The organism is Chryseobacterium formosum (assembly GCF_026460885.1).
Lineage (GTDB): Bacteria > Bacteroidota > Bacteroidia > Flavobacteriales > Weeksellaceae > Chryseobacterium > Chryseobacterium formosus.
This window is the reverse complement of record NZ_JAOVZW010000023.1, coordinates 128,067-153,165: the sequence shown is the minus strand read 5'-3', so window position 1 is coordinate 153,165 and position 25,099 is coordinate 128,067. Positions and strand designations below refer to the sequence as shown.

Sequence of the window (25,099 nt, the reverse complement as noted above, 5' to 3'; positions counted from 1 at the left end):
TTTAGAAATTAGCTTTACTATTTGTATTTTTGCTTTGATTAGAAATTAAAAATTAAAATCTTGAAGATATAAGCTTTTAAATCTCTAATCTCTAACCTCTAACCTCTGAAAAAATGCAACTCGTATTCTCCGATGCACAATATTGGGAAGATTTTCTTCCGCTTACTTTTACACGCCCGATTGCAGAAATGCGTTGCGGAATTCTTACCTTTTCTGAAAGATGGCAGAAAATTTTAGACTCAACTGAAATTTCGTGGTTTACAGAAATGTATCTTCAACAGAAATTCAGAGATCCGGAAAAAAAGGAAAGTCTTTTTTTAGTTCCGAATTTTTTACCAACAGAAGCGGTTATCCAACAAATTAAAGATTTAAAACAAGGTGAAGCTTTGGTTTATGAAGATGAATTGGTTGCCGCAAAAATTAATATGGAAGGTTTTTCTTTAAATCAGATTGAAAAAATGACTGATATTAAAGAAGAGCTTGTTTTCTATAAAAAACCGACCGATTTATTTACTTATAATAAAGAAGCGATAGATTTTGATTTTGAACTATTGACGAAAGGAAAAGCTTCACAGGAATTATCTTCCACTAATGGATTTTTAGGAAATAAAGAAGATTTGTTCATCGAAGAAGGCGCGGAAGTTGAGTTTTCAACGATTAATACCAAAACCGGAAAAATCTACATCGGAAAAAATGCCGAAGTAATGGAAGGTTGTAATCTTCGAGGTCCGATTGCGCTTTGTGAAAGTTCTAAATTTAATTTAGGAGCAAAAATTTATGGTGCAACTACAGTTGGTCCACATTCTAAAGTGGGTGGCGAAGTAAGTAACATCATTATTTTTGGCTATTCTAATAAAGGTCACGACGGTTTTGTCGGGAATTCTGTGATTGGAGAATGGTGCAATCTCGGTGCGGATACAAATTCGTCCAACTTAAAAAACAATTACGGAAATGTGAAACTTTGGAATTACAGAACAAAAGATTTTCAGGATACAGGATTGCAATTTGCAGGTTTAATTATGGGAGATCACTCTAAAACAGCAATTAATACTCAGTTAAATACAGGAACTGTAATTGGAGTTGCTTCAAATATTTTCAAAGAAGGATTTCCTCCAAATTTAATTGAAAATTTTTCGTGGGGCGGATTTAAAGATGATGAACGTTTTAAATTAGATAAAGCTTACGAAGTTGCTGAAAAAGTAATGGGAAGAAGAAAATTACCTTTAACTGATAGTGACAAGGCAATCTTTAAACATGTTTTTGAAAATTATTAAAAATTTACTGATAAAATATTTGAACCATTAAGATTAAATTAAGTTGTTAAGTTTTTTTAAGGTAAACATCTGAAGATATTCATGAAGCATGCTTCTTAAAGCGAAGTTCAACTTAATAATTCTAAAATTCTTAATACCACTTAATGTTTTAAAATTGATAGATTTTTCGACATAAAAATGAAACTTCAAAAACTTTTTTGAAGTTTTTTTATTTTTAATGTAATATATTTCGATTTCATGTTGTCTTATTAATAGAAACAAAACTTATGACTCACGAAACTTTCAAGAATACGGTATTTATTCTCAGAGATGAGATGTTCCGTTTTGCGAAAAGGTTTGTTATGAGCAGCGATGAAGCCGAAGATGTAGTACAGGATTTGATGATTAAATTTTGGCAGAAAAAAGAAGAGCTGGAGCAGTTTGGAAATTTAAAATCCTATGCTTTAAAATCCGTAAGAAATGAATGTTTGAACCGATTGAAGCATCACGATGTAAAATTAGGTTTTGCGGATTTACAACTTCACCGTTCGGAACTCTACAGTATGGAGGTGAATAATTTGAAGGAACAAATCATTGGTTTTATTAATCAGCTTCCGGAAAAACAAAAAATGGTTATCCATTTGAAAGATGTAGAAGAGTATGATGTGTCTGAAATTTCTGAAATGTTGGAAATGGAAGAAAACGCAGTAAGAGTGAATCTGATGCGAGCAAGACAAAAAGTAAAAGAACAAATCTCACAATTGATGAGCTATGAGCAACGACAAATTTCAAGATAAATATAAAGAAGTCTTCCAAAGTTTAAAGGAAGAAAAAATGAACTGGAATTTTGAAGATTTCCTAAAAAAAGCAGAAGGAAATGATGATGAGGTTTCTGAAGTTCCGATTATCCCAATTCAAGGTAAAAAGCCTTCGTTTCCGAAGTGGTCTTGGATGGCTGCAAGTGTTGTGATACTTTTAAGTCTTGGTTTTATATTTAATTATAATCAAAACAGTGAAATTGTAGATCAGGCAAAATTGGTTGAAAATGAAATTCAGAAACAGAAATCTGATTTTATTAATGAAAATCATAATCATGATGTTCAGGTTGCTGTTCATACTGTAGATTCTGCTACAGGAGCGAAAAGGGATTCCATTTTTATAGAAAATTCTATTGCGGAAAAAGATGTTTTAGATGAAATTCTTTCTAAAAAAAGCAGAATTAAGAAAGAATCGAAGCCGAGATATGTACAAAACGCAGTTTTTAAAAATAATATTTTAAAAGATTCCACAGGATATAAAGATTCTTATGTTATCGTTAACGGAAAACGTATCGAAAACATGGAAGAAGCGATCAATATAACAAAATATTCATTTCAGGTAATGGCAACCAATGTTAATCAGGCGTTGAACGCCAAAGTCATGGATAATGTAGAACAATAGATTATTAACAATAAGATTATGCAACTGATCAGGCTTGTAATCAACTAAAATTAAATTTAACTCATGAAAAAGATACTCATTATATGCACACTTGTTCTTTCACATTTTTTCAATGTTTACGGGCAGAAAAATAAATTAGACCAACTTTTTGATAAATATCAGGAAGTGGAAGGAGTGACTTCCATTAAAATTGCAAAACCTATGTTCGGAATGCTCAGTAATCTTAATATTGGCGATTCAGAATTAGATCAAATTAAACCCTTGCTTTCCAAAATAGACGGACTTAAAGTATTGATAACAGAAAATACGAGAGGAGAATTAGCGAATGTAAATAAAGAAATTTCATCATATTTAAGTAAACTGAATTACAGTGAAATCATGTCTGTGAAAAATGCAGGAAGTAAAATTAAATTTCTATCATCGGAAGCGAAAAATGACGGCACACTCGAAAATATGCTTTTAAGTATTGATAGCGGTGGTGGAGAAAATATCTTGGTCATGCTTGACGGGAAACTTTCTATGGATGATGTCAATAAAATTATTAATTCCAGCGAAGCTAAAACGAATACTACAAGAACTACAATCACAAACAGTTTCACTTCAGACAATACATCTTCTTATTTGAATGGTGAAAATAGAAATGTAGGACAATTTTCAGGATTAGAAGTTAGTTCAGGCGTAAAGATAGTTTTTACACAGGAAAATAATACAAGCGTAAAAGTTTTTGCTGATGCCGATAAACTTCAGAATGTAATCACGAAAGTGGAAAATGGAATTTTAAGAATTTCAATTGATAATAAAGGAACAAAAAATTTAAGATTCAAAAACTTAAGTGTAAATGTTTCCTCTCCAAAAATGGATAGAATTAAAACTTCTTCAGGTTCGAATTTTACCGCAGTGAATGAAATCAGAGAAAGAGAGATGAATGTTGATGCGTCTTCCGGATCTGCGATTGTTGCAAAGTTTCAAATCTCTGGAACATCAAATTTTGAAGCCAGCTCTGGTTCTAATGTGAAAGCTTCAATCAGTTCAGATAAAGTTATGGTGAAAAGCTCAAGCGGATCGAGTGTTACTTTAGAAGGAAATACTGATTATGTATCCATCGATGCGAGTAGTGGTGCATCTTGTAAAGCAGATCAGTTAAGATCAAATACTGCAATTGTAGAATCTACGTCTGGAAGTAGCGCTTCTGTAAATGCAAAAGATAAGTTAACGGTGAAAGCTTCTTCGGCAGGATCGGTGAGATATAGAGGGAATCCTAAAATTGAAGCAAACATCAGCAAATCTTCTGCGGGAAGTTTAAATCAAATCAACTAAAAATCAAAAGCCATGAAAATCTTCAAAAACATTTTTCTCGTTTGTTGTACTTTATTTTTACTGCAATCTTGTATTGTGTCCAGCAAACCGAATATTGCATTCTTCTCAAATTCTGACTATGATTATCAAAATGCCCAGTTTGCAAGTTTTAATGTTCCGTTGTTTTTAGCGAAACCTTATATCAAAAAAGCTTTAAGAGAAGAGGGTGAAAGTGAAGCTGCGATTGCAATGGTAAAGAAAGTTTCAAAAATTAAAATGATGACCGTTGCCAATGGAAGCGAGAAAATGTTGAAAGATTACGCCAATTATTTAAAGAATGAAAACTACGAAGATTGGGCAACTATCAGACACGACGGTGACAATGTAAACATCAGAGTAAGACAAAAAGGAGATATGATTAAAAATATGCTGATTACTGTAAATTCTAAAAAAGATATGGTGTTTTTAGATGTTAGAGGCAGTTTTTCGGCAGACGATATTTCCAAAATGATTAGTATAGCAACGGATAAGTAATTTCATATTCAACATATTTATTTTGTTAAAGTCACTCTATGAGTGGCTTTTTTGCGATTTATAGAATGAATTGTTAAGTTTTATTTAAACTATTAAAAGCAATTTTCGTATCTCATTAAAAAGCCTTAATTTTGCAAGAAAGTAAAGATGTCTATTCATAACAAAATTGTAGAGACAGCCATCACTTTCGATGACGTGCTTCTAGTCCCTGCTTATTCTGAAGTTTTACCTAATCAGGTTTCATTAAAATCAAGACTTACCGATAAAATTACGCTTAATGTTCCGATAGTTTCCGCTGCAATGGATACAGTAACAGAAGCTGATTTGGCGATTGCTTTGGCAAGAGTTGGTGGTTTGGGTTTCATTCATAAAAACATGACTATTGCCGAACAGGCTGCTCAAGTAAACAGAGTGAAACGTTCTGAAAACGGAATGATCTCTGATCCTGTCACGCTTTCAAAAGATCATACTTTAGCAGAAGCTAAAGAGACGATGGCGAAATATAAAATTTCTGGTCTTCCTGTGGTTGATGCTGAGAATACATTAATCGGTATTATTACCAACAGAGATGTTAAGTATCAGGAAAATCTTGACCTTAAGGTTGAAGAAATCATGACTAAAAATAATCTGATTACTTCTGATAAAAATACCAACCTTGAAAAAGCAAAAGAAATTCTTCTTAAAAGTAGAGTTGAAAAGCTTCCTATTGTAGATGAAAACAATAAATTGGTAGGTTTAATTACGATTAAAGATATCGATAATCAGCTTGAATATCCAAATTCAAATAAAGATCAGAAAGGTCGTCTTATTGTTGGTGCAGGAGTTGGTGTAGGTGAAGATACTTTAGACAGAATCGCTGCTTTGGTTGAAGCCGGAGTTGATATTATCGGTATCGATTCTGCACACGGGCATTCTATTGGGGTTTTAAATAAAATCAAAGAAATCAGAAAAACATATCCTGATTTGGATATCGTTGGTGGAAATATTGTAACAGCTGAAGCTGCTAAAGATTTGATTGAAGCTGGAGCAAATGTTTTAAAAGTAGGTGTTGGACCTGGCTCGATTTGTACAACAAGAGTTGTAGCAGGAGTTGGGGTTCCTCAATTATCTGCTATTTATAACGTTTACGAATATGCTCAGACTAAAAATGTAGCCGTAATTGCAGACGGAGGGATAAAACTTTCAGGAGACATCGTAAAAGCTATCGCAAGTGGAGCAGGAGCAGTAATGTTAGGCTCTCTTTTAGCTGGAACTGATGAGGCTCCGGGTGAAGAAATTATCTTCCAGGGAAGAAAATTCAAAACGTATCAGGGAATGGGAAGTCTTTCTGCAATGAAGAGAGGCGGAAAAGAAAGATATTTCCAAAGTGAGGCTAAGAAATTCGTTCCGGAAGGAATTGAAGGAAGGGTTCCAAGTAAAGGGTCTTTGGAAGAAGTAATTTTCCAGTTAACAGGTGGTCTAAGAGCCGGAATGGGATATTGTGGAGCGAAAGATATTGAAGCTTTACAAACTGAAACTAAAATGGTAATGATTACAGGAAGCGGATTGAAAGAATCTCATCCACACGACGTAATCATCACGCAGGAAGCTCCGAATTATTCTTTGTAGAAAAAGAATATTTAAAATAAAATAAATGCCTCTGAAATTTCAGAGGCATTTTAATGTCCAAATCACATGACATATGAAGATTTTTTCGTCAAATTACTAAAGTTTCCCTCAGTAATCTTTTTTGTGTTTTTAAAAGTAATAGTTATTATAAAGTTAAGTTTCTCTTTTTCTACGATGTAAAATTAGAAATGTTTCGTCATATAATAACTACCAATCTTGTAGATGTATTTCTACAACACTATAGATATTTATCTACAAATGAAGGTTTTCAGGGTTTTAATTTGTCTTTGAAATTATCAATTCTAAAATCAGTCAAAGCATTTCCTTTTTCTATTTTTTCTTTAGAATACAATCTGAAATCATTTTCTGTTTTTTCTAAAAGATAATCGTAAGGTCCTACAGCAGAAATAAGTTTTACCAAAACCGGTGAAATTTCCAGACAGATAAAAAGTCCCATAATGAAAGTTGCTGCAGTTGCTATGATTGCCGAGTTTTTCCCTAATTCATCCAAAGCCTGTAATCTGGCCGCAAATCCGTTGAATTTATCTTCAAAAGTTTCTGTCGACTTTCTTTCGGTTTCAAGATTGGTGTAGACTTTTGAAATTTCTTTGTCTAAATATTCTAATCTCGTAGAAACTTGTTTTTGATAGTTTTCCAAATCCTTTCTTCGTTGTTCTTTTAGTTCTTGTTTACGTTTTGCATTGGGTCCGAAACCTTCTTTTCCACTTGTCAAAGTAGACTGTTTCCCCAAAATTTCTTTTTCCAGTTCTACCGCTGCAGAATCATAAGACTTTTGGTATTGAGCAATTTTATCGGAGATTTGTTTTTTTTCTGTATCAAACGGTCCGCTTTGCTGAAGAATTCTGCCGTTCATCTGTTTTTGAAGTTCTGTTTTATTTCGCTGAATAATTGTATTTAATTGCTTGTTGACTTCCTTCTCAAAAATTTTCAGTTCTAATGGTTTAGAAATAATAATTCCTAAGAATGTTGCCAAAATCAATCTCGGAATCGACATTAGTATCTGATTCCACCACGTTCCTGTTTTTTTTATTGAGGAAACAATATATCGGTCTAAATTAAAAATCATTAAACCCCAAAGAATTCCGAAACCGATGGATGCCCAAATATCATCAAAAATCGTGTACATCGCATAAGCTGCAGATAATGTTGCAAAAACAGCTGTGAAAAGTACAATTCCACCGATTCCTGCAAATTTATTCCATTCACTTGGTGTTTTTCTTAAGATATGAATATTTCCTCCTGAACAGAGTAACAGGAATTTCTGAAACCAGTTTATTCTATGATTTGTTTGATTTATAGTTGCTTGTGCGTTTTTCATTATTGAAAATTTATACAAAATTAGTATTAAAAAGAATACCAATGTTACAAATAGTAATATGTTTTACCAAGTAATTTTAAATTGACTTAAAATCACACTATTCTATGGCTTAATTTCTGTAATTTAAAATTGCTTATCTTTAAATACATTCAAAAAAATATTATTATGAAAAACTTATTAATGCTAACTTTTGCTTCTACAGTTTTAATTCTTTCATCGTGTTCAAAAGAAAAAACAATTGATGATGAATTAAAAGAAGCTGCTGCAACAATGAATAAAATGACCCCTCAGATTTTGGGTGAAGGAGTAAGGTTAGACAGTGTTTCCGCAAAAATAAATAGAACTTTGCAATATAATTACACGTTGACTGACGATGTGAAAGAAGAATTGAAACCCGAAGAAATCAGTAATTATAAATCGGCTGCAAAAGAAGAGGCTTTGAAGAGTATAAAAACTTCACCGGATATGAAGAATTTCAGAGAGAATGAAGTTACATTGAATTATGTTTATTACGACAAAAACGGAAAACCAACTACAGATTTTTCGGTTGCACCTTCTGAATATATTGAGAAATAACAAAGATTTATTTCAAGCGATCCGGATTTTGCTTCAAAAAACTATCCCAACCGGAATATGATTTTGTATCTGTAATCGTTCCTGAATTAAAATGATGACAAACCGCAACCGCCAAACCGTCGGAAGCATCAAGATATTTTGTAGGGAATTCTTTTAGATTCAATAGATTTTTAAGCATTCCCGCAACTTGTTCTTTACTGGCATTCCCGTTTCCGGTGATTGCCATTTTTATTTTTTTTGGAGAATATTCTGTAATCGGAATGTTTCTGTGCAGACTTGCTGCCATTGCAACACCTTGAGCTCTTCCCAATTTCAACATCGACTGTACGTTTTTTCCAAAGAAAGGAGCTTCTAAAGCAACTTCATCGGGGTGAAATTCGTCAATTAAGGCTAAAGTTTTATCAAAAATATATTTAAGTTTGGTTTCATGATTTGGGTATTTTTTCAAAATCAATTCATGAATGGAAATCATTTCCATTTTTTCTTTTTTTATTGATATTAAACCAAATCCCATCACGGCTGTTCCGGGGTCAATTCCTAAAATTATTTTCTCTGCTGAAACCATCTTGGCAAAGATACGGCTTTCTTTATTTTAGATTAAATTTTATTCTTGTGACAGTTTCTTTTCGTTAATCGGAACCCACTTTCCATCGTGTCTTAAAAGCAGAATTTTATCAACGGTAAATTTAGTTTTATAATTTTTATCTTTATAAATCTCCCATGCTTTTAAAAAGTTTTCATAAGTGAGATTTCTGTAACCTACCGTCATGTGAGGACTAAAAGAGTATTTCCCGAAACTAAATTTTTCTGTTACATTAAGATAAAGCTGGTTTAAATTTTCATTTTCTTCAGGTTTTATAAACAGAACAAGATTTTTTGGATTGGGAAAACTTCCAAAACCGTTTAACGTTATTTCAAAAGGAGAAACACGAGTGTTGATTTTTTGAAAGGCAATATGAATGTCTTCTTCCAATTCAAGTTCTCTTTCGAAAGGTGGAAATAATGTAATGTGGGCATCATTATTCAATGCTTTAGAATTTTCAAAATTTAATGCTAAGTCTTCTTTAAAAACTCTTACCTCATCAATGATTTTCTGATCAGGGTAAATGGCGATGAAATACATTTTTTTCATTTTATAAAGTTAAGATTTTTAGAATTTTCAAAAATTATTTTAATACATAAGAAAATTATGCATAGATTTGTGAGGTATTAAATTTTTCGAAATGAAAAAAAATAGCCTTTACAAAGGAACGCTTCAGAATATCATTTTAAAATTGCTTTCAAAAGAAGTGAAAATGTATGGTTATCAAATTACTCAACGAGCTAAAGAATTAACGGAAGGTGAATTGGAAATGACAGAAGGCGCATTGTATCCGCTTTTACACAAATTGGAAGCCGATGGAATTATTACTTCTGAAGTTCAGGAAATCAACGGCCGAAGCAGGAAATATTATTTGCTTACCGAAAAAGGGAAAAGACAACAGGCAACGCAGGAAGATGAAATGAGAAGTTATTTGTTTAATCTAAAAACCATTTTTGATATATGATTTCAGCAGAACAAAAATTACAGATTGAGCAATATTTGATTGAAAAGAAAATTCCTTTGGATATTTTAATTGAAGTAGAAGATCATTTTTTGAACCAGATAGAAAATTTTGTTCTTAATGAAAATGTTAGCTTTAATATTGCATTCGACAAGGTGAAAAATCTTTGGAAAGATGATTTAAAAACAGATAAATATTACAATGGGAGGGAAGTCGCTGTATTTGTAAAGAAGATTTCTGAGAAAAAAATAAACAAAATTCTCTTAGAAAGTGTTCTTTTTACCGTTTCTGTTGGATTAGCAATTTACTTTTTTAGTTTAATTGCAACCAAAGAAGTATTTACTGAAATTATCACTTATTTAGCATTTATTTTTCTAGGTCTTCCCGGTTTACATTATTTGTTAAATATCAAGATTTTTAATTTGGCTAAAAATTATAAATCCACAAAATTGAATGTCTTTCAAAATGGAAATTTATTAATTCTTATTGCTGGTCTTATCATCGTTACATCAGCAAGTTCAATTTCCATTACTGCCGGTTTTATTTATGATTTTTATAATAATGTATCTGCAAGAGGATTTTCTTACTTTTTAATATTAATGTGTGTTACTTGGTTTTATTCTTTCGGATTTCTTTTTCAAATTGCTTTTATTAAATCGGCTAAAAAAATCAAAGCTTTTATTAACCTTTAAACTTGAAATATGACTAAAGAAAATTTACAGGAAATAGAAAAATATCTTAAAACTAAAAGTCTTGATAATGCTGTTTTTATTGAAATTTTAGATCATTTTGTAATGCAGATTTCAAGTTTGATGAATAAAGAGGAAATCAGTTTTCCGGAAGCTTTTATTCAGACAAAAATAAATTGGAAGTCTGAACTAGAAATGGTAAAAGCAGATTGGCTTTCGTTTAAGAAAATTGCAAGAATTGAGAAAAGTATTTTAAAAAGAAGATTTGAAAAAATGACTTACTTATCAATTGTGATCTCACTTGTGGGAGGTTTCGCTTTTATGTATTCCGAGGATTTTTATTGGATATTTCAGATCATTTTGTTAAGTATTTACATTCTTTTTTCAGTTTATAATTTTGCTTTTAAGAAAATGAAATTTTCAGAATACCGCTCAATGAGTTTTCATCCTTTGATTTTAAGAAATCTTCTTTTGTTTTTATTACTTATTCCAATAAGTTTTTTACTGGATAAAAATATTTGGGATTCTGTTTTGAATCAAATGATTCTCATTTTTGGAATAAGCATTCAGGTTCAACTTCTTTATTATCGAACTAAAAAAATAAATATTTTACTTTCATGACAACCGAACAAAAAAACGAAGTAAGACAATATCTTTTAGCGAAGAAACTTCCTGTCGATTTGATGATGGAAGTGGAAGATCATTTTATAAGCCAAATTAATGAACAACAAACGGAGAAAAATCTCTCTTTTAATGATGCGTTTAATGTCGTAATCATTTCGTGGCACGACGATTTGAAATTATCTTGGGATGGAAACTGGAGTTTGGAAGATACTTCTGTTTTAGTTAAAAAATCGACAAGACAAAAATTATATCCTATTTTAAAGACATCATTCATTGTTGCTCTGGTTTGCCAAGCTGTTATGTTTTTATCTTATTTAATTATTCCTTTTGATGTTTTTAGAATAGGCTTCGGTATTTTGATTTTATTTATCATGGTTTTTCCGTTCATTATGTATATTAAAGAAAAGAAATATTTTGAACTTCCCAAAAAATATAAAAACATTCGTCTTTCTGCGTATCAGGATTTAGTAACGGTGTTTTTTATTCTGCCGATGTCTTCAGGTTGGTTTTTCAGATTTGTATTTGAGATGAATGATGGTTTTTTAGATTTAAATTTTATGAAAGGAATTTTGGCCAACTGCTTATTTGCCTTCTTTTTCTTTTTTGAAGCAACGATCATCATTGCTCAGAAAAAATATCTTGAGATGATTAAAAACATCATTCCGTATTTACAGGAGAACTTCAAAGTTTCTAATTAATATTTTCTAGCATATCTGAAACCTCTTTAATCTTTAGATGAGGTCTGAAAGCTGCAGATTTGCCTTTTTCTTCATCAGCAATATTAGATAAAATAATGACTGAAGTTTTTGTTTTAGGATAATAAATATTGAGTGAAGGAGCGCCTTTCACATAACCGCTGTGAAAGTATGAAACGGGTTTATTGTCATTCATCATAATTCCCAATCCGTAACCCATAGTTCCGAGAACTGGATGTTGTCTTTCTGTACTTTTAGCCATGAATTTTTTCAAGATTTCTGGTTTAATAATTTTTCCAGAATACAAAGCATTATTCCAGGTGTGCAAATCATCAATAGTCGACAAAACTCCACCTGCAGGAATTCCTATTTCTTTATTGCCTAATCTTTTCGGCATATTTTCGATAACTTTTTGAGTTTTTGAATTTCCAATATACGTTTTAGCAAAATTTTCGCCTTGAAATGCAGTTCCTGTTGAAGAATTTTTCATTCCTACTTTCTTAAATAAATCCAACATATTTTCATCGAATGATTTTCCTGACACGACTTCAACGATTTTGCCTAAAGCATTAAATCCGTCATTGGAATAATTAAAACCAGAGCCACTTTTAAACATCAATTTTTCTCCGAAATTATTTAAACCCGAACTGTGATTTAAAAGTTGTTGAATAGTAATGTTTTCGTACTCTTTTTTCTGGAATTCTTTAAAATATTTTGAAGCTTTATCGTCGAGATTCAATTTTCCTTGTTCCATTTGAAGCAATATTAAAACTGCAGTAAATTGTTTACTGATTGAGGCAATTGAAAAAACGGTTGAATTGTTAATTTCTGTTTTGTTCTCAAAATCTGAAAAGCCATTATTTTTTCGATATAATTCAATACTGTCTTTGAAAACAGCCACACTTCCGTTAAAATGATATTGATTGAAAACCGAATCAAGCTGAGTTTTATATAATTTCTGTTGAAAAACCGAAACTGCAGAATCAGCGATTGCTTTTCTGTTGATTGGCTTTTGAGTTTTAACTTTAGTACAAGAAAATAAAAAAAGAAAAACGGAAATAATAGTTATCAAAAATCTCATAATGTGCTTTTGGTTTCTCTAAAATAAGAAAAAATAAAAACCCCGAAAAGTTTTTCTTCTTTTCAGGGCTCGTAATAATATAAAAGTTTAAATCTTTTAGAATGATTGTGTGTTTACATTCGCTGTATTGGAAGTAGTAAAAGTAGATTTCAAAGTTCCGCCAGTAGTAGAATAAGTTCCACCAGTGTATAATCCCCATCCTGAGCTTCCTCCAACATAACTTCCTCCAGTGTACGTTCCACCGAAATAAACTTTGTATTGGGTGTTTTTCAGTAAAGTTGGTGTGGAAACATGGAAATAATAAACATTATTTTTTGGTTTAAAAGTAACGATTTCAGTTCCCGCAGCATTTTCAATATGAATTAGAGAAGTTGAAGCTAATTGAGCACTTGATTTCAAAAACATATTCGGCTGAGTAGAAGTTGTGCTCGCTGCTTTTGTCATATTTGCATTAGAACCTCCTGCAATTACGGTTCCGCCGTTAATATTAAAACTTCCATTAAAATCGATAGCTTCTTCCGGCTGGCTTGTTGGTCCTGTTGCAATAAGATAACCTCCTGTTACGGTGATGTTGCCGTTGCTGTCTACTGCATCGCTTCCTGCAACAATGATAATTCCTCCCGAAACATTAAACTGACTGTTGTCGTTTTGTTCTGTTCCGCCGCTTACAGTTCCGTAGGTTGCGTTGATTCCGTCATTGGAAGCGGTAACATTTGTTAATCCACCAGAAACATTTATGATTGGGGCTTCAATTCCTTCTCCAACACCAGTAACTGTAGAAATAGCGTTTACCGTATTGGTTCCTCCACTAATGCTTACTGATGTATCCGAATGAATTCCGTCGTCTGTAGAATTGAAAGTGTTATTACCATTTACAATGCTGATTGCTCCGGTTGCAACTAATGTTTTGGGATGGCTGTAATCTGTTCCGGAAACTAAAAATCTTGCTCCGGTTGTTTTAATATTTAAAGTCGGGCTTCCTGTTGCTGTTCCGATAGTTACAGTTCCGTCAGCTTTCAAACCTTTTCCTCCTGTTCCTGAACTTGTTATAGTAATTGAACCTCCTGTAATCGAAAGATTAAGATCAGTTGTAATCGCTGCAGAAGAATAAGAATCTAAAACTCCCGAAATATTGGTGTAGGTTGCTCCGTTTCCGGCATTGGTAATGGTAATTGCTCCACCGTTGATGGTGATATTCTCACTTGCGGAAATTCCTTTTCCTCCATTTGCTGTAGAAGCTAAAGTGAGATTTAATGTTCCTGCATTTAAGATAACATTGGCATCAGTTTTAATTGCTGTGGAATATGACGGATCATAACCACTTCCTGAAGCTGTAAGAACTGCCGCTCCCGAAAGGTTGGCTGTAATATTTCCGCCATCAAAAGTAATATTTCCTTTTGCACTGATTGCTTTAGACTGAGCTCCTGTCAATGTAAGATTGATTGTTCCTCCTGAAATTGAAATTGTATTTGTTCCTGTTTTTACGCCTTTTACATCTGCTGAAGCTAAAGTTGCTGTAATATTTCCTCCAGAAATTGAAATTGCAGCATCTCCTGCATCAATGGCGTCTCCTGTTGCAGTAATATTTACCGATCCGTTACTCATGATGTAACCTTCGGAATGAAATCCATCTGATGCAGCAGAAATCACTTTTATGTTCCCATTCTGAACTTCAATAATTCCTGAGGTAGAAATACCATGTTTTTTAATTCCTTTAATGTTTAAAGTTCCGGTTCCGTTGAAAATAATTTTTCCATCGGTTTGAAGTGTTCCGTTTTTTGTACTTGAAGAACCATCTGTTAAAGAATTTGTGGTTCCGGTTTGCAGATTGAATGTATGAATTTGTCCGCCTGTAATATTAATTGCAGCTCCGGAAGCATTCGCAATGTTCAAATTATTCATCACAAAAGTTGCAGGTAGAGTAGAGCTCATCGTTAAACTTCCTGTTGCGCTTGTTCCTAATAAATTATACTCCAAATTGTTAATCGTTGCCGTAGAAATTACATTCACGGTTCCACCAGAAGCCGTGATATTTACTCCTTGAGTTGAATACGGATTAATAATCGTTGCGTTATCTGTTCCGTTATAAATAATATAAATTTTAGTCAGATTCACAGTGTTTGAAGTAAAAGTAAGACTGTCAATTACTGTTTTTTGAATATCTAAAGTGGTGCTGTTTCCGGATAATTTGAATTTAGAATAATTGGTGTCAAATTTAATGCTGTCAATCACTGAAGTCGACGAACTGTACATATTATTTCCTGAATTATGGGCAATAATATTCTGCTGTGCTCTCAATCCGAAAGATAAAAGCATTGCTATAAAGATGTATAAATGCTTTCTCATTTTTTAATCATTTTAAAGGTTGTATCGTTTGCTTGTACAAAATAGAATCCCATTCTAAGATTACTTACATTGATGTTTTCATCCGGTAAATATGTTCCCTGATGAACGATTTGTCCCGAAACCGAATAAATTTTCACATTTATTTTATCTTTTTTATCAGATGAAATTTTAATAAAATCAGAAGCAGGATTTGGATACAGTTTAAACTTCGATGTGTTCTGTCCGATTTCTTGAGTCGCCAAAGATGTATTGGTAAAAGTAATTTTCCGGATAATGTTAGTTGGAATGGAAACGTTATTTGCCGTAGTCGATGTTTTTATCAAAAGATTGCTTCCTGAAAAGTATAATTTTCCGGAAGTTTCTACGGTGTAATCTTGAGTCGTACCCGTGTAATAAGTGACTTTAATTCCTGTCTGAGCAAAAGAAAATAATGCCGACAACAGTAAGAAAACCAATATCGATTTGCTTAAAAGTTTCGAATTTTTCATTGTTATATTATTTTTAAGAACAAAAGTAAATTCTGTATAAGAATTGAGAAATATTTTGAGGTAAACGATAAAAATGTGTCGGTGAATGAGAAGTTTTTAGTTAAATGAAGAATATGTTGAAATGTTTTTGTTTTTGATTTAATTAATAAATTGCAACTTTGTTGAATAAAATAATATTTCTGTATGATTTATTTGGTAAATTAGAATGCTAATTGTCAAATAATTAAAAATATGAAAACAAAAATCTACTCTCTTTTATTGATAGGAGCAAGTTTGTTCCTAAAATCTCAAACCCCGGAACTGTTATATTACAAATTTGAAGGAACATCCACTAATATTCCGAATCTTGCAACCAGTCCACCTACGGGAACATTAGTTGGCGAAATTGTGGGCAATTTAACGTTAGGAAGCAATACAACTTGTTTAGGAAATGGTTTAATAGGTAGCGGTTCTACAGGAACCTCAAATTATTTTAATACAAAATGGAATCTTGCTCTAAGCGGATCCTGGACGATACATTTAAAATTTAATAATTACACAAGTAATGTAACGACGGTATATTATCTTTTGGGAGATGCTATAACCGGAGGAAACTCTTTTCGTATGTTTACAAATGGTGCTCCAGGTACAGGAGGTGTGAGGTTAACAGCTAACGGAATGTCTAATGTAGATATTCCTGCCGTTTTTTCTACTACTCCGGAATTAGTAGATTTAATATTTGTTTATGACAACAGTTTACAAAATATAAAAGCTTACGTGAATGGTGTCCTTAAAACAACAGTGGCTCAATCTGCTCCTTTGGTTTTTAATGGTGCATTATTTAAACTTGGTACATATGCTACGAATACGGGAATGAAAGCAGGGATGACAATGGATGAATTTGGTCTTTTCAATAGGGCAATTACCGATGCGGAAATTGCTTCACTGAATAACTTCTGCTCTTTAAGTGTTGATGAAGTGAAAAAAGATAATAATTCTAAAATTGCAGTAAAAGATAAAAATTTAATTTTAGGTAAAGGAAGCTTTGGGAAATATTACATTTATGATTTTTCGGGACGTGAAATATTATTAGGCAATGAATCATCGAATACTATCAATATAAATTCATTACAAAAAGGAATTTATATTATTAAGTATGGAGATAACGTATCGACTCGTTTTAAATATTAAATAATACAGTCTTAAGAAAATGCCTTTCAACTAAAAGTGAAAGGCATTTATTTTATAATTTTTATTCTGAAATCAAATCACAAAACCAAAAAATATATTCTCCATTCTCATCATTTTCATCAGACTTTGGTTTTGGGTATGTCTTTTTTACAACTTCCCCAATTTCAAAATCAATTGGATTTTTAAAAATCGGTCCGTCAAAAGTAAACGTATGAAATTCTCCATTTTCTCCGCATGGATCTACATTTTTTGGTAAATCTTTAATGAAATTTTCATCAATAACTCTACCTGCAAAACTTTTATCAAGATAGGTTTCGTTGACGCAAGTCACTATCGTTTTAAATCCTAAATCTAAAAATTCATGGATGAGGTCTGTTGTATTTTTTTTCCAAAGTGGGAAAACGGCTTTCATTCCGATAGTTTCCAATTGCTCTTCTCTGTATTTTCTTAAATCTTCCAAAAAAATATCCCCGAAAATAGAATAAGTTACGCCTTGAGATTTTATTTCGTTCATGATTTTATTCATCAAATCAAGGTATTCCTCCATCGACGGTTCTTTCGGAAGTTCCATTTTAATTAAATTTAACCCTAAACTTTCCGCTTGCTTTTCCAATAAAGACACATGAACTCCATGCATAGAAATTCTCTGAAACTCTTTATTGATACTTGTCAGCAAAGAAGTGATTTCAAATTTGTCTTCTTTTAAAGTTTTATATAATGCAAGAGCAGAATCTTTTCCGCTGCTCCAGTTGAAAATGGCTTTAGGTTTCATAAAAGTCAGATATGATAAATAATTTACTCAACTTGTTTTATTTAAGTGACAAAGTTTTCGATAAACTTTTTAAATTTATACGAATTAAATCAAATTTCCATGAAAAACTTTTTATTAGGTACGGCTGTCCTTTTTTACATAGGAGTTGTCAATCCCGTTTCAGCACAGAAAACTGATGCTCCCAAATTTATCAGCAATACAGAAGGGGTAAAAGAATACAGTCTCAATAACGGGATGAGAGTTCTTTTGCTTGCAGATGCATCACAAAGTAATATGGTTGTGAATATTGTCTACAATGTGGGTTCGAAAGATGAAGGTTACGGTGAAAAAGGAATGGCGCATTTGCTTGAGCACATGCTTTTTAAAAGCACCAAGAATTTAGGTGACATTAAAAAGCAGCTTTCTGACAAAGGCGGACAAGCAAACGGAACAACATGGTTTGATAGAACCAATTATTACGAAATTTTTCCTTCCAATGATGAAAACCTAAAATGGTCTTTACAAATGGAAGCCGACAGAATGATCAATGCAACGATTCTTCAGACAGATCTTGACAAAGAATTTTCTGTTGTAAGAAACGAATTTGAGATCGGAGAAAACAATCCGACGAGAGTGATGATACAGAATGTTTTTTCAAATGGTTATACATGGCATAATTACGGAAACAGCACCATTGGAAGTAAAGAAGACATTGAACGTGTAAAATCACCGACTCTCCGCAAGTTTTACGAAAAATATTATCAGCCGGACAATGCAACTTTGATTATCGCAGGAAAATTTGACGAGAAAAACGCATTAAAGTATATCACAGATTATTTTTCTGTCTTAAAAAAACCGGAACGTAATCTTGGTGGAACATACACTGTAGAACCTGCCCAAAACGGTGAAAAATATTTTGAAATCAAAAGGAATAATGATCAGCAAATCATTGCAGCAGGTTATCATACATCGGCTTTTGCAGACAAAGATTTCGCTGCACTTTCTGCGCTTTATGAAATTCTGACTTCCGATCCTTCAGGGTATTTATATAAAAATTTAGTGGAAACTCAAAAGGTTTCTTCTATTTGGACATTCAGTCCGGTTGTAAGAGATCCGGGAATGGTTTATTTTAATTTTGATGTTCCGAAAGATAAAAATCTTGACGAAACAACAAGTATTGTAAGAACCGAGCTTGATAAAGTCTCTTCTATAAAATTTTCACAGGATGATCTTAAAAGAGCAAAAGCAAAACTGATCAAAGGAATTGAAAATGAAAGAAATAATACCATCGATTTTGCCATCAATCTTACGGAAATTGTAGGAGCAGGAAATTACAAACTTGGGTTTCTTTACCGTGATAATGTAGAAAATCTAAAACTTGAAGACATTAATAGAGTAGCGCAGAAATATTTTAAAAATAATAACCGTACAATTGGTGTTTTTCGTCCTTCATCGAACGAAGAAAGGGTTTTTCCTTCAGAATTCAGAGATCAACAAATTGCAGATTTAGTAAAAGATTACAAAGGAAAAGCTCTGGAAAAAGAACCTGCTCCTTTTGAAGCTTCTATCGCAAATGTCAAGAAAAATCTTACAGAAGGAAAACTTTCCAACGGAATGAAATATGGATTGATCAATAAAGAATTGAAAGGTGACAAAATTCAGGGGACTTTCCGTTTCAGAATTGGGAACGAAAAAGATTTGGAAGGGAAAGAATCAATCGGAAGTATGACGGCTTCTCTTCTAAAAGCCGGAACGAAAACCAAAACAAAAGAGCAGATTCAGGATGAACTCGATCAGATGAAATCTTCTGTCGGAGCCTATGTTTACGGACAAAATTTAATTATCAGCATAGATACTTACAAGCAATATTATCCGAAAGTAATGGCGATTTTGCAAGATATGTTAACCAATGCTACTTTTCCTGAAAATGAATTGACTAAAACCATCACCGAAACAAATACCTGGCTTGAAGGTCAATTGAAAGATCCTAATGCAATTGCGAATAACGAACTGCAAAGATTGGCAGCGCCATATCCAAAAACAAGTATTTTCTATGTTGCTTCACTTCAGGAACAGATTGATGACAATAAAAAAGTAACCAAAGCACAAGTAGAAGATTTCTATAAGAATATTATGGGAGCTACCGATGGTGTCGGAACTTTGATCGGAAGCATTGATGCAAAAACAGCTTCATCAGAATTAGAAAAAACATTTGGGAAATTTACTGCAAAATCGAAATTTACCGAAGTAAAACCAACGTTTTTCGAAACGAAAAAACAGGATAAAAATATCATTACTCCAGATAAAGAAAATGCAGTAGCGCTTGGAACTTCAAGCTTCAAAATGACTCAGGATCATCCTGATTATGCAGCTTTGGTTATGGCAAATGAGATTTTAGGAAGTGGTGGTTTTCTTTCCGCAAGACTTCCGATGAGGTTACGTGAAAAAGACGGAATTTCTTATGGAGTAGGATCATATCTGAATATTCCTGTCTCCAATGATGTTTCTTCATGGAATTATTATGCATATCTAAATCCGACAAAAAGAGATGCTGTAGAGGTTGCGATAAAAGAAGAAGTGAGTAAAGCGATCGCTTCAGGATTTACTCAACAGGAATTAGATTCCAACAAAAAAAGTTATGCCAACGAAAGAACGACAAGTTTGGGAACTGACAATACGTTGATCAATCTTGTGAATACACAATTACTTTACGGACGTTCTTTAGATAAATATGATGAGCAGAATGCAAAAATTCAGAATCTGACTTTGTCTGAAGTCAATGCAGCCTTGAAAAAATATCTTTCTGAAAATAATGTGATCTCGGTTTTTGCTGGGGATTTTAATAAGAAATAAGTTAATATTATATACAAGTGAATCGGCGCAAATTTATTTGCGCCGATTTTTTATATAAATTTCAGAAAGTTATTTTGAAAAAACCAAAAATAAACCATCTTTCGAAACATCATTATAAAGAGCTTTTGCAGTTTTTCCAGAAAAATGAAAGACTTTAAAATTGTTTACACCTAATTCATATAATTCCTCTTCTTCAATCTGATTACCATCTAAAAATATTGTAGGTTCGAGCTTTCTTGAAGAAATGCCTCCTGTTACAAATGCCATTTCATCAATTTCAGAACTCTTGAAAGAGAACTGTTTATTTTTTAATTCTTCTTTAGTTAGAATATATTCTTTGTCATTTATACCTCCGAATTTTAGATGTAAAACATTGTCGTTTTTATGAATATGGAAGTTAGGAACTACTAATTTATAGTTTCCATTTTGATCTGTTTTTGCCGTGAAAAATTTTTCTTTTGTAATTAAAGTTACCTCAATGTTTGATATTGGCTTTCCTGTTTCAGAGTTTGTAAGATTTCCCGAAATAATAAAATCATTATCAGATATTTTTTCTTTTTCTAAATCTTTTTCTCCGGAATCTTTGTTTTCTGAGATTTGAATTAATGGTTTTTCAGAAGTCACAGCATGAGTTTGAATTCCCGTTAAGCTTGCTACAATCGCTAAGCCTGCAACGAGTTTGGGATATCCTTTTCTTTTTTCGTGATTAATAACAATTTTTTCAGATCTTAGAGAGTTTCTATTAGATTGATGCTTGAAAATTCTCCCACAGATTTTCCCGTTTGATTCATCTAAGATTTTAAGTATTTCCTGATTTGATTTTTGAGTTAAATCCAAGACTGTTTTATGGCATAAATCACAAAACTTTCCATCCGAAATATTTTGCATACTATCCCATCTTTCTTCACAAGGATTTTCAATCTGAATTATTTTCATCATTAAAGTTTTATTTAAATCTAAATTACGAAAAAACCTCAAAGAAATTTCTTGAGGTTTTGATTTATAATTTTGAAAACGGTTAGTATTAAAAACTGTCTGCCCGATTACGTTTTTATAATGCTTATTCTGTAATATTTTATTTATTATCCGGCTTTCCAAAATTATTTAGAGCATTGGGTTCAATCTTATTTTTTTCCGCCTCCTGTCTTTTTTGTAATTCTTCAGTATTTCTGTTCATTTCACTTGTTTTTTTGTTATCCATTGGATATGAGTTGCAGCTTTTTAAAAATAGTAAAGCGAAAATAGTAAGGATAGTCAAAAAAGATTTTTTCATAGTTTCTTTAAGTAGAGTTAATTTAAAAAATAACGATAATTCAAAAATACGAAAAACCTCAAAGAAAATTCCTTGAGGTTTAATTATATAATTTTTAAAACAATTAGTAGTAAAAATTGCCTGCCCAAATACGAGCTTACATGTTTCTTCTGTATTTTCCGCCCACTTCAAATAAGGCATTAGTAATTTGTCCTAAAGAACAATATTTCACGGCATCCATCATTACATTAAACAAGTTTTGTTGATTGATGGCAGCGTGTTGTAAAGTTTTCAAGGCAGCTTCGGATTTATCTTCATTAGACTTCTGGAAATTATGAAGCGTTTCAATCTGAACCTGCTTTTCTTCTTCAGTTGAACGGATAACTTCTCCCGGACGAACCGTTGGTGAACCATCTTTTCCAAGGAAAGTATTTACACCGATGATCGGGTATTCTCCGGTGTGTTTCAACCATTCGTAATGCATTGATTCTTCCTGAATTTTTGAACGTTGGTACATCGTTTCCATCGCACCCAAAACGCCACCTCTTTCTGTTATTCTGTCGAATTCTGCATAAACAGCTTCTTCAACCAAATCTGTCAGTTCTTCAATAATAAATGAACCTTGAAGCGGATTTTCATTTTTCGCTAAACCTAATTCTTTATTGATAATCAACTGAATCGCCATCGCTCTTCTTACAGACTGCTCAGTCGGCGTTGTAATCGCCTCGTCATAAGCATTCGTGTGAAGTGAATTACAGTTGTCGTAAATTGCATAAAGAGCCTGTAAAGTTGTTCTTATGTCATTAAAATCAATCTCCTGAGCGTGAAGCGAACGACCCGAAGTTTGGATGTGGTATTTCAACATCTGGCTTCTTTCGTCGGCACCGTATTTCAGCTTCATTGCTTTCGCCCAGATTCTTCTTGCTACACGTCCGATTACTGAATATTCAGGGTCGATACCGTTGGAGAAGAAGAAAGATAAGTTTGGAGCAAAATCATTGATGTCCATTCCTCTTGATAAATAATATTCAACATAAGTGAAACCATTTGCCAAAGTAAATGCCAACTGAGAAACAGGATTTGCACCCGCTTCTGCAATGTGATATCCTGAAATAGAAACCGAGTAGAAGTTTCTTACTTTTTCTGTGATAAAATATTCCTGAACGTCACCCATCAATCTCAAAGCAAATTCAGTAGAGAAAATACAAGTGTTTTGTGCTTGATCTTCTTTTAAAATATCAGCTTGAACCGTTCCACGAACAGTGGCGATCGTTTTAGCTTTAATTTCAGCGTAAGCTTCCGCAGGAATTACTTCATCTCCTGTTAAACCTAACAATTTTAAACCTAAACCATTATTGGATGGTGGTAATTCACCGTTATATTTTGGTCTTTCTAAACCTTTATCGTCAAATTTTGCTTTTAAGGCTTTTTCAACATTCGCTTCAAGATTGTGTTCAGCAATATATTTTTCAACATTCTGGTCGATCGCAGCATTCATAAAGAAAGCCAACAACATCGGAGCCGGTCCGTTGATTGTCATTGAAACAGAAGTCATTGCATTTACCAAATCAAATCCGGAATACAGTTTTTTTGCATCATCTAATGTTGCAATTGAAACTCCTGCATTTCCGATTTTACCGTAAATATCCGGTGGTAGGGCAGGATCCTGTCCATACAAAGTCACAGAGTCAAACGCTGTTGACAAACGTTTTGCATCCATTTCCGCAGAAACATAGTGGAATCTTCTGTTGGTTCTTTCAGGGCCTCCTTCTCCGGCAAACATTCTTGTAGGATCTTCTCCTGTTCTTTTAAAAGGATAAATTCCCGCCGTGTAAGGAAATCCTCCAGGAAGGTTTTCCTGACCTTTCCATTTAATCAAATCTCCCCAATCTGTATATTTTGGAAGAGAAATTTTTGGAATTTTTAAATGAGATAAAGATTCTGTTGAGGTTTCAACTTTAATTTCTTTTCCACGAACGAAATACGAATAAAACTCAGCTTTGAAAGCCTGTTTCGTATCATCCCAATTTTTTAAAAAGTCGATATTTTCCTGTTGAAGATCTTTTTCGGCTTTTTGATATTCAGCATCCAGAGTTTCATTAGAAAGGAATTTTTTAACACCTTCAATATGATACATTTTTCTTGCTAATTCAGCTTGTTTTTCAACATTAGCATCATAGATTCTATTATTTTCAACAATTTCAGATAAATAACGAACTCTTTTTGGCGGAATTATCGTGATATCTTCCGAAACTTCCTGTTCAACAAATCCTTGAAGATTTAAATCAGAATATTTAGCATTAACTTTTTCAATTAATCTGTTGTATAAATCGGTCGTTCCGTGGTCGTTGAACTGAGATGCTTTTGTCGCATAAACCGGCATATCATCCAACGGACTTTCCCACAACAAATGATTTCTCTGAAACTGTTTTCTTACAGCCTGAAGCGCGTCTAAAGCTCCTCTTTTGTCAGATTTATTTAAAGCAACCAAATCTGCATAATCCAACATATCGATTTTTTCCAACTGAGTGGAAGCTCCGTATTCAGGCGTCATTACATACATGGAAACATCGGCAAAATCTGAAACTTCCGAACCTGACTGTCCGATTCCTGAAGTTTCCAGAATGATTACATCAGGATGAGCCAATTTCAATACATTTAAGGCAGAATGAATGAACGGAGAGACAGAAACGTTGTTTTCTCTCGTTGCCATCGAACGCATATAAACTCGCGGATCATTGATCGCATTCATACGGATTCTATCGCCTAAAAGTGCACCTCCCGTTTTCTTTTTCGATGGATCAATTGATATGATCGCAATTTTTTTGTCTGTATTGGAACGTAAGAAACGTCTTACCAATTCGTCTGTCAAAGAAGATTTTCCGGCTCCACCAGTACCTGTGATACCAATGATTGGAATATTTAAGTCTTTTGATTTTTCGTCAATGGCTTTTACTAATTCCGGTTTTTCTTCTGAGAAGTTTTCTACAGCAGAAATGATTTTAGCAATGCTTGTAGAATTTTCAAAACTGATTGAATCTAAATCACTTGCTTCTACATCTTTTCCTGTTGCGAAATCTGATCTTTTCACCAAATCATCGATCATTCCTTGTAAACCAAGTTCACGACCGTCGTCTGGAGAATAAATTCTGTCGATTCCGTAAGACATGATATCTTCGATTTCCTCAGGCAGAATTACACCACCACCGCCACCAAAAATTTTGATTTGCGGAGAGTTTTTCTCTCTTAAAAGGTCGTAGATGTATTTGAAATATTCGTTGTGACCACCTTGATAAGAAGTTAAGGCGATTGCATTGGCATCTTCCTGAATGGCTGTGTTTACAACTTCTTCAGCAGATTTGTCGTGACCAAGGTGGATAACTTCGCATCCTGTTCCCTGAATCACACGACGCATGATATTAATAGCTGCATCATGTCCGTCGAATAACGACGCTGCTGTTACAATTCTTACTTTGTTTGTTGGAGTATATTTTTGGGTTTCCATATAAGTTCTCGAAAATTTTCTTGAATTTTCAAATATAACAATAAATTAAAAACCT

23 protein-coding genes are annotated in these 25,099 nt (G+C 33.0%); 13 read left to right on the top strand and 10 right to left on the bottom strand.

Annotation, left to right across the window (positions count from 1 at the left end; genetic code table 11):
* Positions 1–113: 113 nt before the first annotated feature.
* The 6 genes from OF897_RS18110 to guaB all read left to right on the top strand — a co-directional run bounded on the left by OF897_RS18110 (position 114) and on the right by guaB (position 6,131).
* A complete protein-coding gene (locus OF897_RS18110; RefSeq protein WP_267267081.1) occupies positions 114–1,274 on the top strand; it encodes a GlmU family protein in 1,161 nt (386 codons plus the stop codon).
* A gap of 266 nt (positions 1,275–1,540) precedes the next feature.
* Positions 1,541–2,050, top strand: a complete 510-nt coding sequence (locus OF897_RS18105; RefSeq protein WP_267267080.1) for an RNA polymerase sigma factor — start codon at positions 1,541–1,543, stop codon at positions 2,048–2,050.
* The gene (locus OF897_RS18100; protein ID WP_267267079.1) at positions 2,025–2,693 is read left to right on the top strand and encodes a hypothetical protein; all 669 of its coding nucleotides are present in this window, start codon (positions 2,025–2,027) and stop codon (positions 2,691–2,693) included. The genes OF897_RS18105 and OF897_RS18100 overlap by 26 nt, the downstream gene beginning before the upstream one ends.
* Before the next feature lie 63 nt (positions 2,694–2,756).
* A complete protein-coding gene (locus OF897_RS18095) occupies positions 2,757–4,010 on the top strand; it encodes a DUF4252 domain-containing protein (protein ID WP_267267078.1) in 1,254 nt (417 codons plus the stop codon).
* A gap of 12 nt (positions 4,011–4,022) precedes the next feature.
* The gene (locus OF897_RS18090; RefSeq protein WP_267267077.1) at positions 4,023–4,523 is read left to right on the top strand and encodes a DUF4252 domain-containing protein; all 501 of its coding nucleotides are present in this window, start codon (positions 4,023–4,025) and stop codon (positions 4,521–4,523) included.
* 147 nt (positions 4,524–4,670) lie between these two features.
* Complete coding sequence (guaB, locus tag OF897_RS18085; protein ID WP_267267076.1) at positions 4,671–6,131, top strand: IMP dehydrogenase; 1,461 nt, start codon at positions 4,671–4,673, stop codon at positions 6,129–6,131.
* A 268-nt stretch (positions 6,132–6,399) separates the two neighbouring features.
* Here the strand turns inward: guaB and OF897_RS18080 are convergent, their stop codons facing one another.
* Entirely contained in the window at positions 6,400–7,470 is a 1,071-nt protein-coding gene (locus tag OF897_RS18080) for a DUF4407 domain-containing protein (protein ID WP_267267075.1), read from the bottom strand.
* Between the two features lie 165 nt (positions 7,471–7,635).
* Between OF897_RS18080 and OF897_RS18075 the strand changes: the two genes are divergently transcribed.
* Positions 7,636–8,046, top strand: coding sequence for a hypothetical protein (locus OF897_RS18075; RefSeq protein ID WP_267267074.1), 411 nt, complete (start codon positions 7,636–7,638; stop codon positions 8,044–8,046).
* A 7-nt stretch (positions 8,047–8,053) separates the two neighbouring features.
* On the opposite strand, the gene ruvC is transcribed toward OF897_RS18075, so the two are convergent.
* Positions 8,054–8,611: a crossover junction endodeoxyribonuclease RuvC gene (gene ruvC / locus OF897_RS18070; protein ID WP_267267073.1), complete on the bottom strand. Its 558-nt coding sequence runs from the start codon at positions 8,609–8,611 to the stop codon at positions 8,054–8,056.
* A gap of 39 nt (positions 8,612–8,650) precedes the next feature.
* Entirely contained in the window at positions 8,651–9,178 is a 528-nt protein-coding gene (locus OF897_RS18065; protein WP_267267072.1) for a 2'-5' RNA ligase family protein, read from the bottom strand.
* Between the two features lie 91 nt (positions 9,179–9,269).
* On the opposite strand from OF897_RS18065, the gene OF897_RS18060 reads away from it, so the two are divergent.
* Genes OF897_RS18060 through OF897_RS18045 form a run of 4 tightly spaced genes read left to right on the top strand, consistent with a single transcriptional unit; the run spans position 9,270 to position 11,601 of the window.
* Positions 9,270–9,593: a PadR family transcriptional regulator gene (locus tag OF897_RS18060; protein ID WP_267267071.1), complete on the top strand. Its 324-nt coding sequence runs from the start codon at positions 9,270–9,272 to the stop codon at positions 9,591–9,593.
* Positions 9,590–10,282 carry a hypothetical protein gene (locus tag OF897_RS18055; RefSeq protein ID WP_267267070.1) on the top strand — a complete coding sequence of 231 codons (693 nt, stop codon included), beginning with the start codon at positions 9,590–9,592 and terminating at the stop codon, positions 10,280–10,282. Before OF897_RS18060 ends, OF897_RS18055 begins: the two co-directional genes overlap by 4 nt.
* 9 nt (positions 10,283–10,291) lie before the next feature.
* Complete coding sequence (locus OF897_RS18050) at positions 10,292–10,900, top strand: hypothetical protein (RefSeq protein WP_267267069.1); 609 nt, start codon at positions 10,292–10,294, stop codon at positions 10,898–10,900.
* Positions 10,897–11,601 (top strand): hypothetical protein, encoded by a 705-nt coding sequence (locus OF897_RS18045; protein ID WP_267267068.1) that lies wholly within the window; start codon positions 10,897–10,899, stop codon positions 11,599–11,601. Before OF897_RS18050 ends, OF897_RS18045 begins: the two co-directional genes overlap by 4 nt.
* Here the strand turns inward: OF897_RS18045 and OF897_RS18040 are convergent.
* From OF897_RS18040 to OF897_RS18030, 3 genes are all read right to left on the bottom strand, one after another.
* On the bottom strand, positions 11,594–12,679 hold the full coding sequence (locus OF897_RS18040) for a serine hydrolase domain-containing protein (RefSeq protein ID WP_267267067.1): 1,086 nt from the start codon (positions 12,677–12,679) through the stop codon (positions 11,594–11,596). The two genes, OF897_RS18045 and OF897_RS18040, sit on opposite strands and share 8 nt — an antisense overlap.
* Positions 12,680–12,775: 96 nt before the next feature.
* A complete protein-coding gene (locus tag OF897_RS18035; protein ID WP_267267066.1) occupies positions 12,776–15,025 on the bottom strand; it encodes a carbohydrate-binding domain-containing protein in 2,250 nt (749 codons plus the stop codon).
* Positions 15,022–15,513 carry a T9SS type A sorting domain-containing protein gene (locus OF897_RS18030; RefSeq protein ID WP_267267065.1) on the bottom strand — a complete coding sequence of 164 codons (492 nt, stop codon included), beginning with the start codon at positions 15,511–15,513 and terminating at the stop codon, positions 15,022–15,024. The genes OF897_RS18035 and OF897_RS18030 overlap by 4 nt, the downstream gene beginning before the upstream one ends.
* Positions 15,514–15,744: 231 nt before the next feature.
* Between OF897_RS18030 and OF897_RS18025 the strand changes: the two genes are divergently transcribed.
* Positions 15,745–16,683: a LamG-like jellyroll fold domain-containing protein gene (locus OF897_RS18025; RefSeq protein WP_267267064.1), complete on the top strand. Its 939-nt coding sequence runs from the start codon at positions 15,745–15,747 to the stop codon at positions 16,681–16,683.
* Between the two features lie 61 nt (positions 16,684–16,744).
* Here OF897_RS18025 and OF897_RS18020 read toward each other — a convergent pair whose 3' ends face one another.
* The gene (locus OF897_RS18020; protein ID WP_267267063.1) at positions 16,745–17,455 is read right to left on the bottom strand and encodes a Dph6-related ATP pyrophosphatase; all 711 of its coding nucleotides are present in this window, start codon (positions 17,453–17,455) and stop codon (positions 16,745–16,747) included.
* Between the two features lie 99 nt (positions 17,456–17,554).
* Between OF897_RS18020 and OF897_RS18015 the strand changes: the two genes are divergently transcribed.
* Complete coding sequence (locus OF897_RS18015; RefSeq protein WP_267267062.1) at positions 17,555–20,287, top strand: M16 family metallopeptidase; 2,733 nt, start codon at positions 17,555–17,557, stop codon at positions 20,285–20,287.
* A 69-nt stretch (positions 20,288–20,356) separates the two neighbouring features.
* On the opposite strand, the gene OF897_RS18010 is transcribed toward OF897_RS18015, so the two are convergent.
* From OF897_RS18010 to OF897_RS18000, 3 genes are all read right to left on the bottom strand, one after another.
* Entirely contained in the window at positions 20,357–21,226 is an 870-nt protein-coding gene (locus OF897_RS18010; protein WP_267267061.1) for a peptidase associated/transthyretin-like domain-containing protein, read from the bottom strand.
* Between the two features lie 136 nt (positions 21,227–21,362).
* Positions 21,363–21,560, bottom strand: a complete 198-nt coding sequence (locus OF897_RS18005) for a hypothetical protein (protein WP_267267060.1) — start codon at positions 21,558–21,560, stop codon at positions 21,363–21,365.
* Positions 21,561–21,696: 136 nt separating this feature from the next.
* Positions 21,697–25,044, bottom strand: coding sequence for a methylmalonyl-CoA mutase family protein (locus tag OF897_RS18000; protein ID WP_267267059.1), 3,348 nt, complete (start codon positions 25,042–25,044; stop codon positions 21,697–21,699).
* Positions 25,045–25,099 lie beyond the last annotated feature (55 nt).

Excerpts from the sequence above, each read along its gene's own strand:
- OF897_RS18055 (WP_267267070.1), top strand. The coding sequence starts at position 9,590 with ATGATTTCAGCAGAACAAAAATTACAGATTGAGCAATATTTGATTGAA.
- OF897_RS18060 (WP_267267071.1), top strand. The coding sequence starts at position 9,270 with ATGAAAAAAAATAGCCTTTACAAAGGAACGCTTCAGAATATCATTTTA.
- OF897_RS18080 (WP_267267075.1), bottom strand. The coding sequence starts at position 7,470 with ATGAAAAACGCACAAGCAACTATAAATCAAACAAATCATAGAATAAAC.
- OF897_RS18025 (WP_267267064.1), top strand. The coding sequence starts at position 15,745 with ATGAAAACAAAAATCTACTCTCTTTTATTGATAGGAGCAAGTTTGTTC.
- OF897_RS18035 (WP_267267066.1), bottom strand. The coding sequence starts at position 15,025 with ATGAGAAAGCATTTATACATCTTTATAGCAATGCTTTTATCTTTCGGA.
- OF897_RS18075 (WP_267267074.1), top strand. The coding sequence starts at position 7,636 with ATGAAAAACTTATTAATGCTAACTTTTGCTTCTACAGTTTTAATTCTT.
- OF897_RS18090 (WP_267267077.1), top strand. The coding sequence starts at position 4,023 with ATGAAAATCTTCAAAAACATTTTTCTCGTTTGTTGTACTTTATTTTTA.
- OF897_RS18015 (WP_267267062.1), top strand. The coding sequence starts at position 17,555 with ATGAAAAACTTTTTATTAGGTACGGCTGTCCTTTTTTACATAGGAGTT.
- OF897_RS18065 (WP_267267072.1), bottom strand. The coding sequence starts at position 9,178 with ATGAAAAAAATGTATTTCATCGCCATTTACCCTGATCAGAAAATCATT.
- OF897_RS18100 (WP_267267079.1), top strand. The coding sequence starts at position 2,025 with ATGAGCAACGACAAATTTCAAGATAAATATAAAGAAGTCTTCCAAAGT.
- ruvC (WP_267267073.1), bottom strand. The coding sequence starts at position 8,611 with ATGGTTTCAGCAGAGAAAATAATTTTAGGAATTGACCCCGGAACAGCC.
- OF897_RS18110 (WP_267267081.1), top strand. The coding sequence starts at position 114 with ATGCAACTCGTATTCTCCGATGCACAATATTGGGAAGATTTTCTTCCG.
- OF897_RS18000 (WP_267267059.1), bottom strand. The coding sequence starts at position 25,044 with ATGGAAACCCAAAAATATACTCCAACAAACAAAGTAAGAATTGTAACA.
- OF897_RS18045 (WP_267267068.1), top strand. The coding sequence starts at position 10,897 with ATGACAACCGAACAAAAAAACGAAGTAAGACAATATCTTTTAGCGAAG.
- OF897_RS18105 (WP_267267080.1), top strand. The coding sequence starts at position 1,541 with ATGACTCACGAAACTTTCAAGAATACGGTATTTATTCTCAGAGATGAG.
- OF897_RS18010 (WP_267267061.1), bottom strand. The coding sequence starts at position 21,226 with ATGATGAAAATAATTCAGATTGAAAATCCTTGTGAAGAAAGATGGGAT.
- OF897_RS18020 (WP_267267063.1), bottom strand. The coding sequence starts at position 17,455 with ATGAAACCTAAAGCCATTTTCAACTGGAGCAGCGGAAAAGATTCTGCT.
- OF897_RS18030 (WP_267267065.1), bottom strand. The coding sequence starts at position 15,513 with ATGAAAAATTCGAAACTTTTAAGCAAATCGATATTGGTTTTCTTACTG.
- OF897_RS18040 (WP_267267067.1), bottom strand. The coding sequence starts at position 12,679 with ATGAGATTTTTGATAACTATTATTTCCGTTTTTCTTTTTTTATTTTCT.
- OF897_RS18005 (WP_267267060.1), bottom strand. The coding sequence starts at position 21,560 with ATGAAAAAATCTTTTTTGACTATCCTTACTATTTTCGCTTTACTATTT.
- OF897_RS18050 (WP_267267069.1), top strand. The coding sequence starts at position 10,292 with ATGACTAAAGAAAATTTACAGGAAATAGAAAAATATCTTAAAACTAAA.
- OF897_RS18095 (WP_267267078.1), top strand. The coding sequence starts at position 2,757 with ATGAAAAAGATACTCATTATATGCACACTTGTTCTTTCACATTTTTTC.
- guaB (WP_267267076.1), top strand. The coding sequence starts at position 4,671 with ATGTCTATTCATAACAAAATTGTAGAGACAGCCATCACTTTCGATGAC.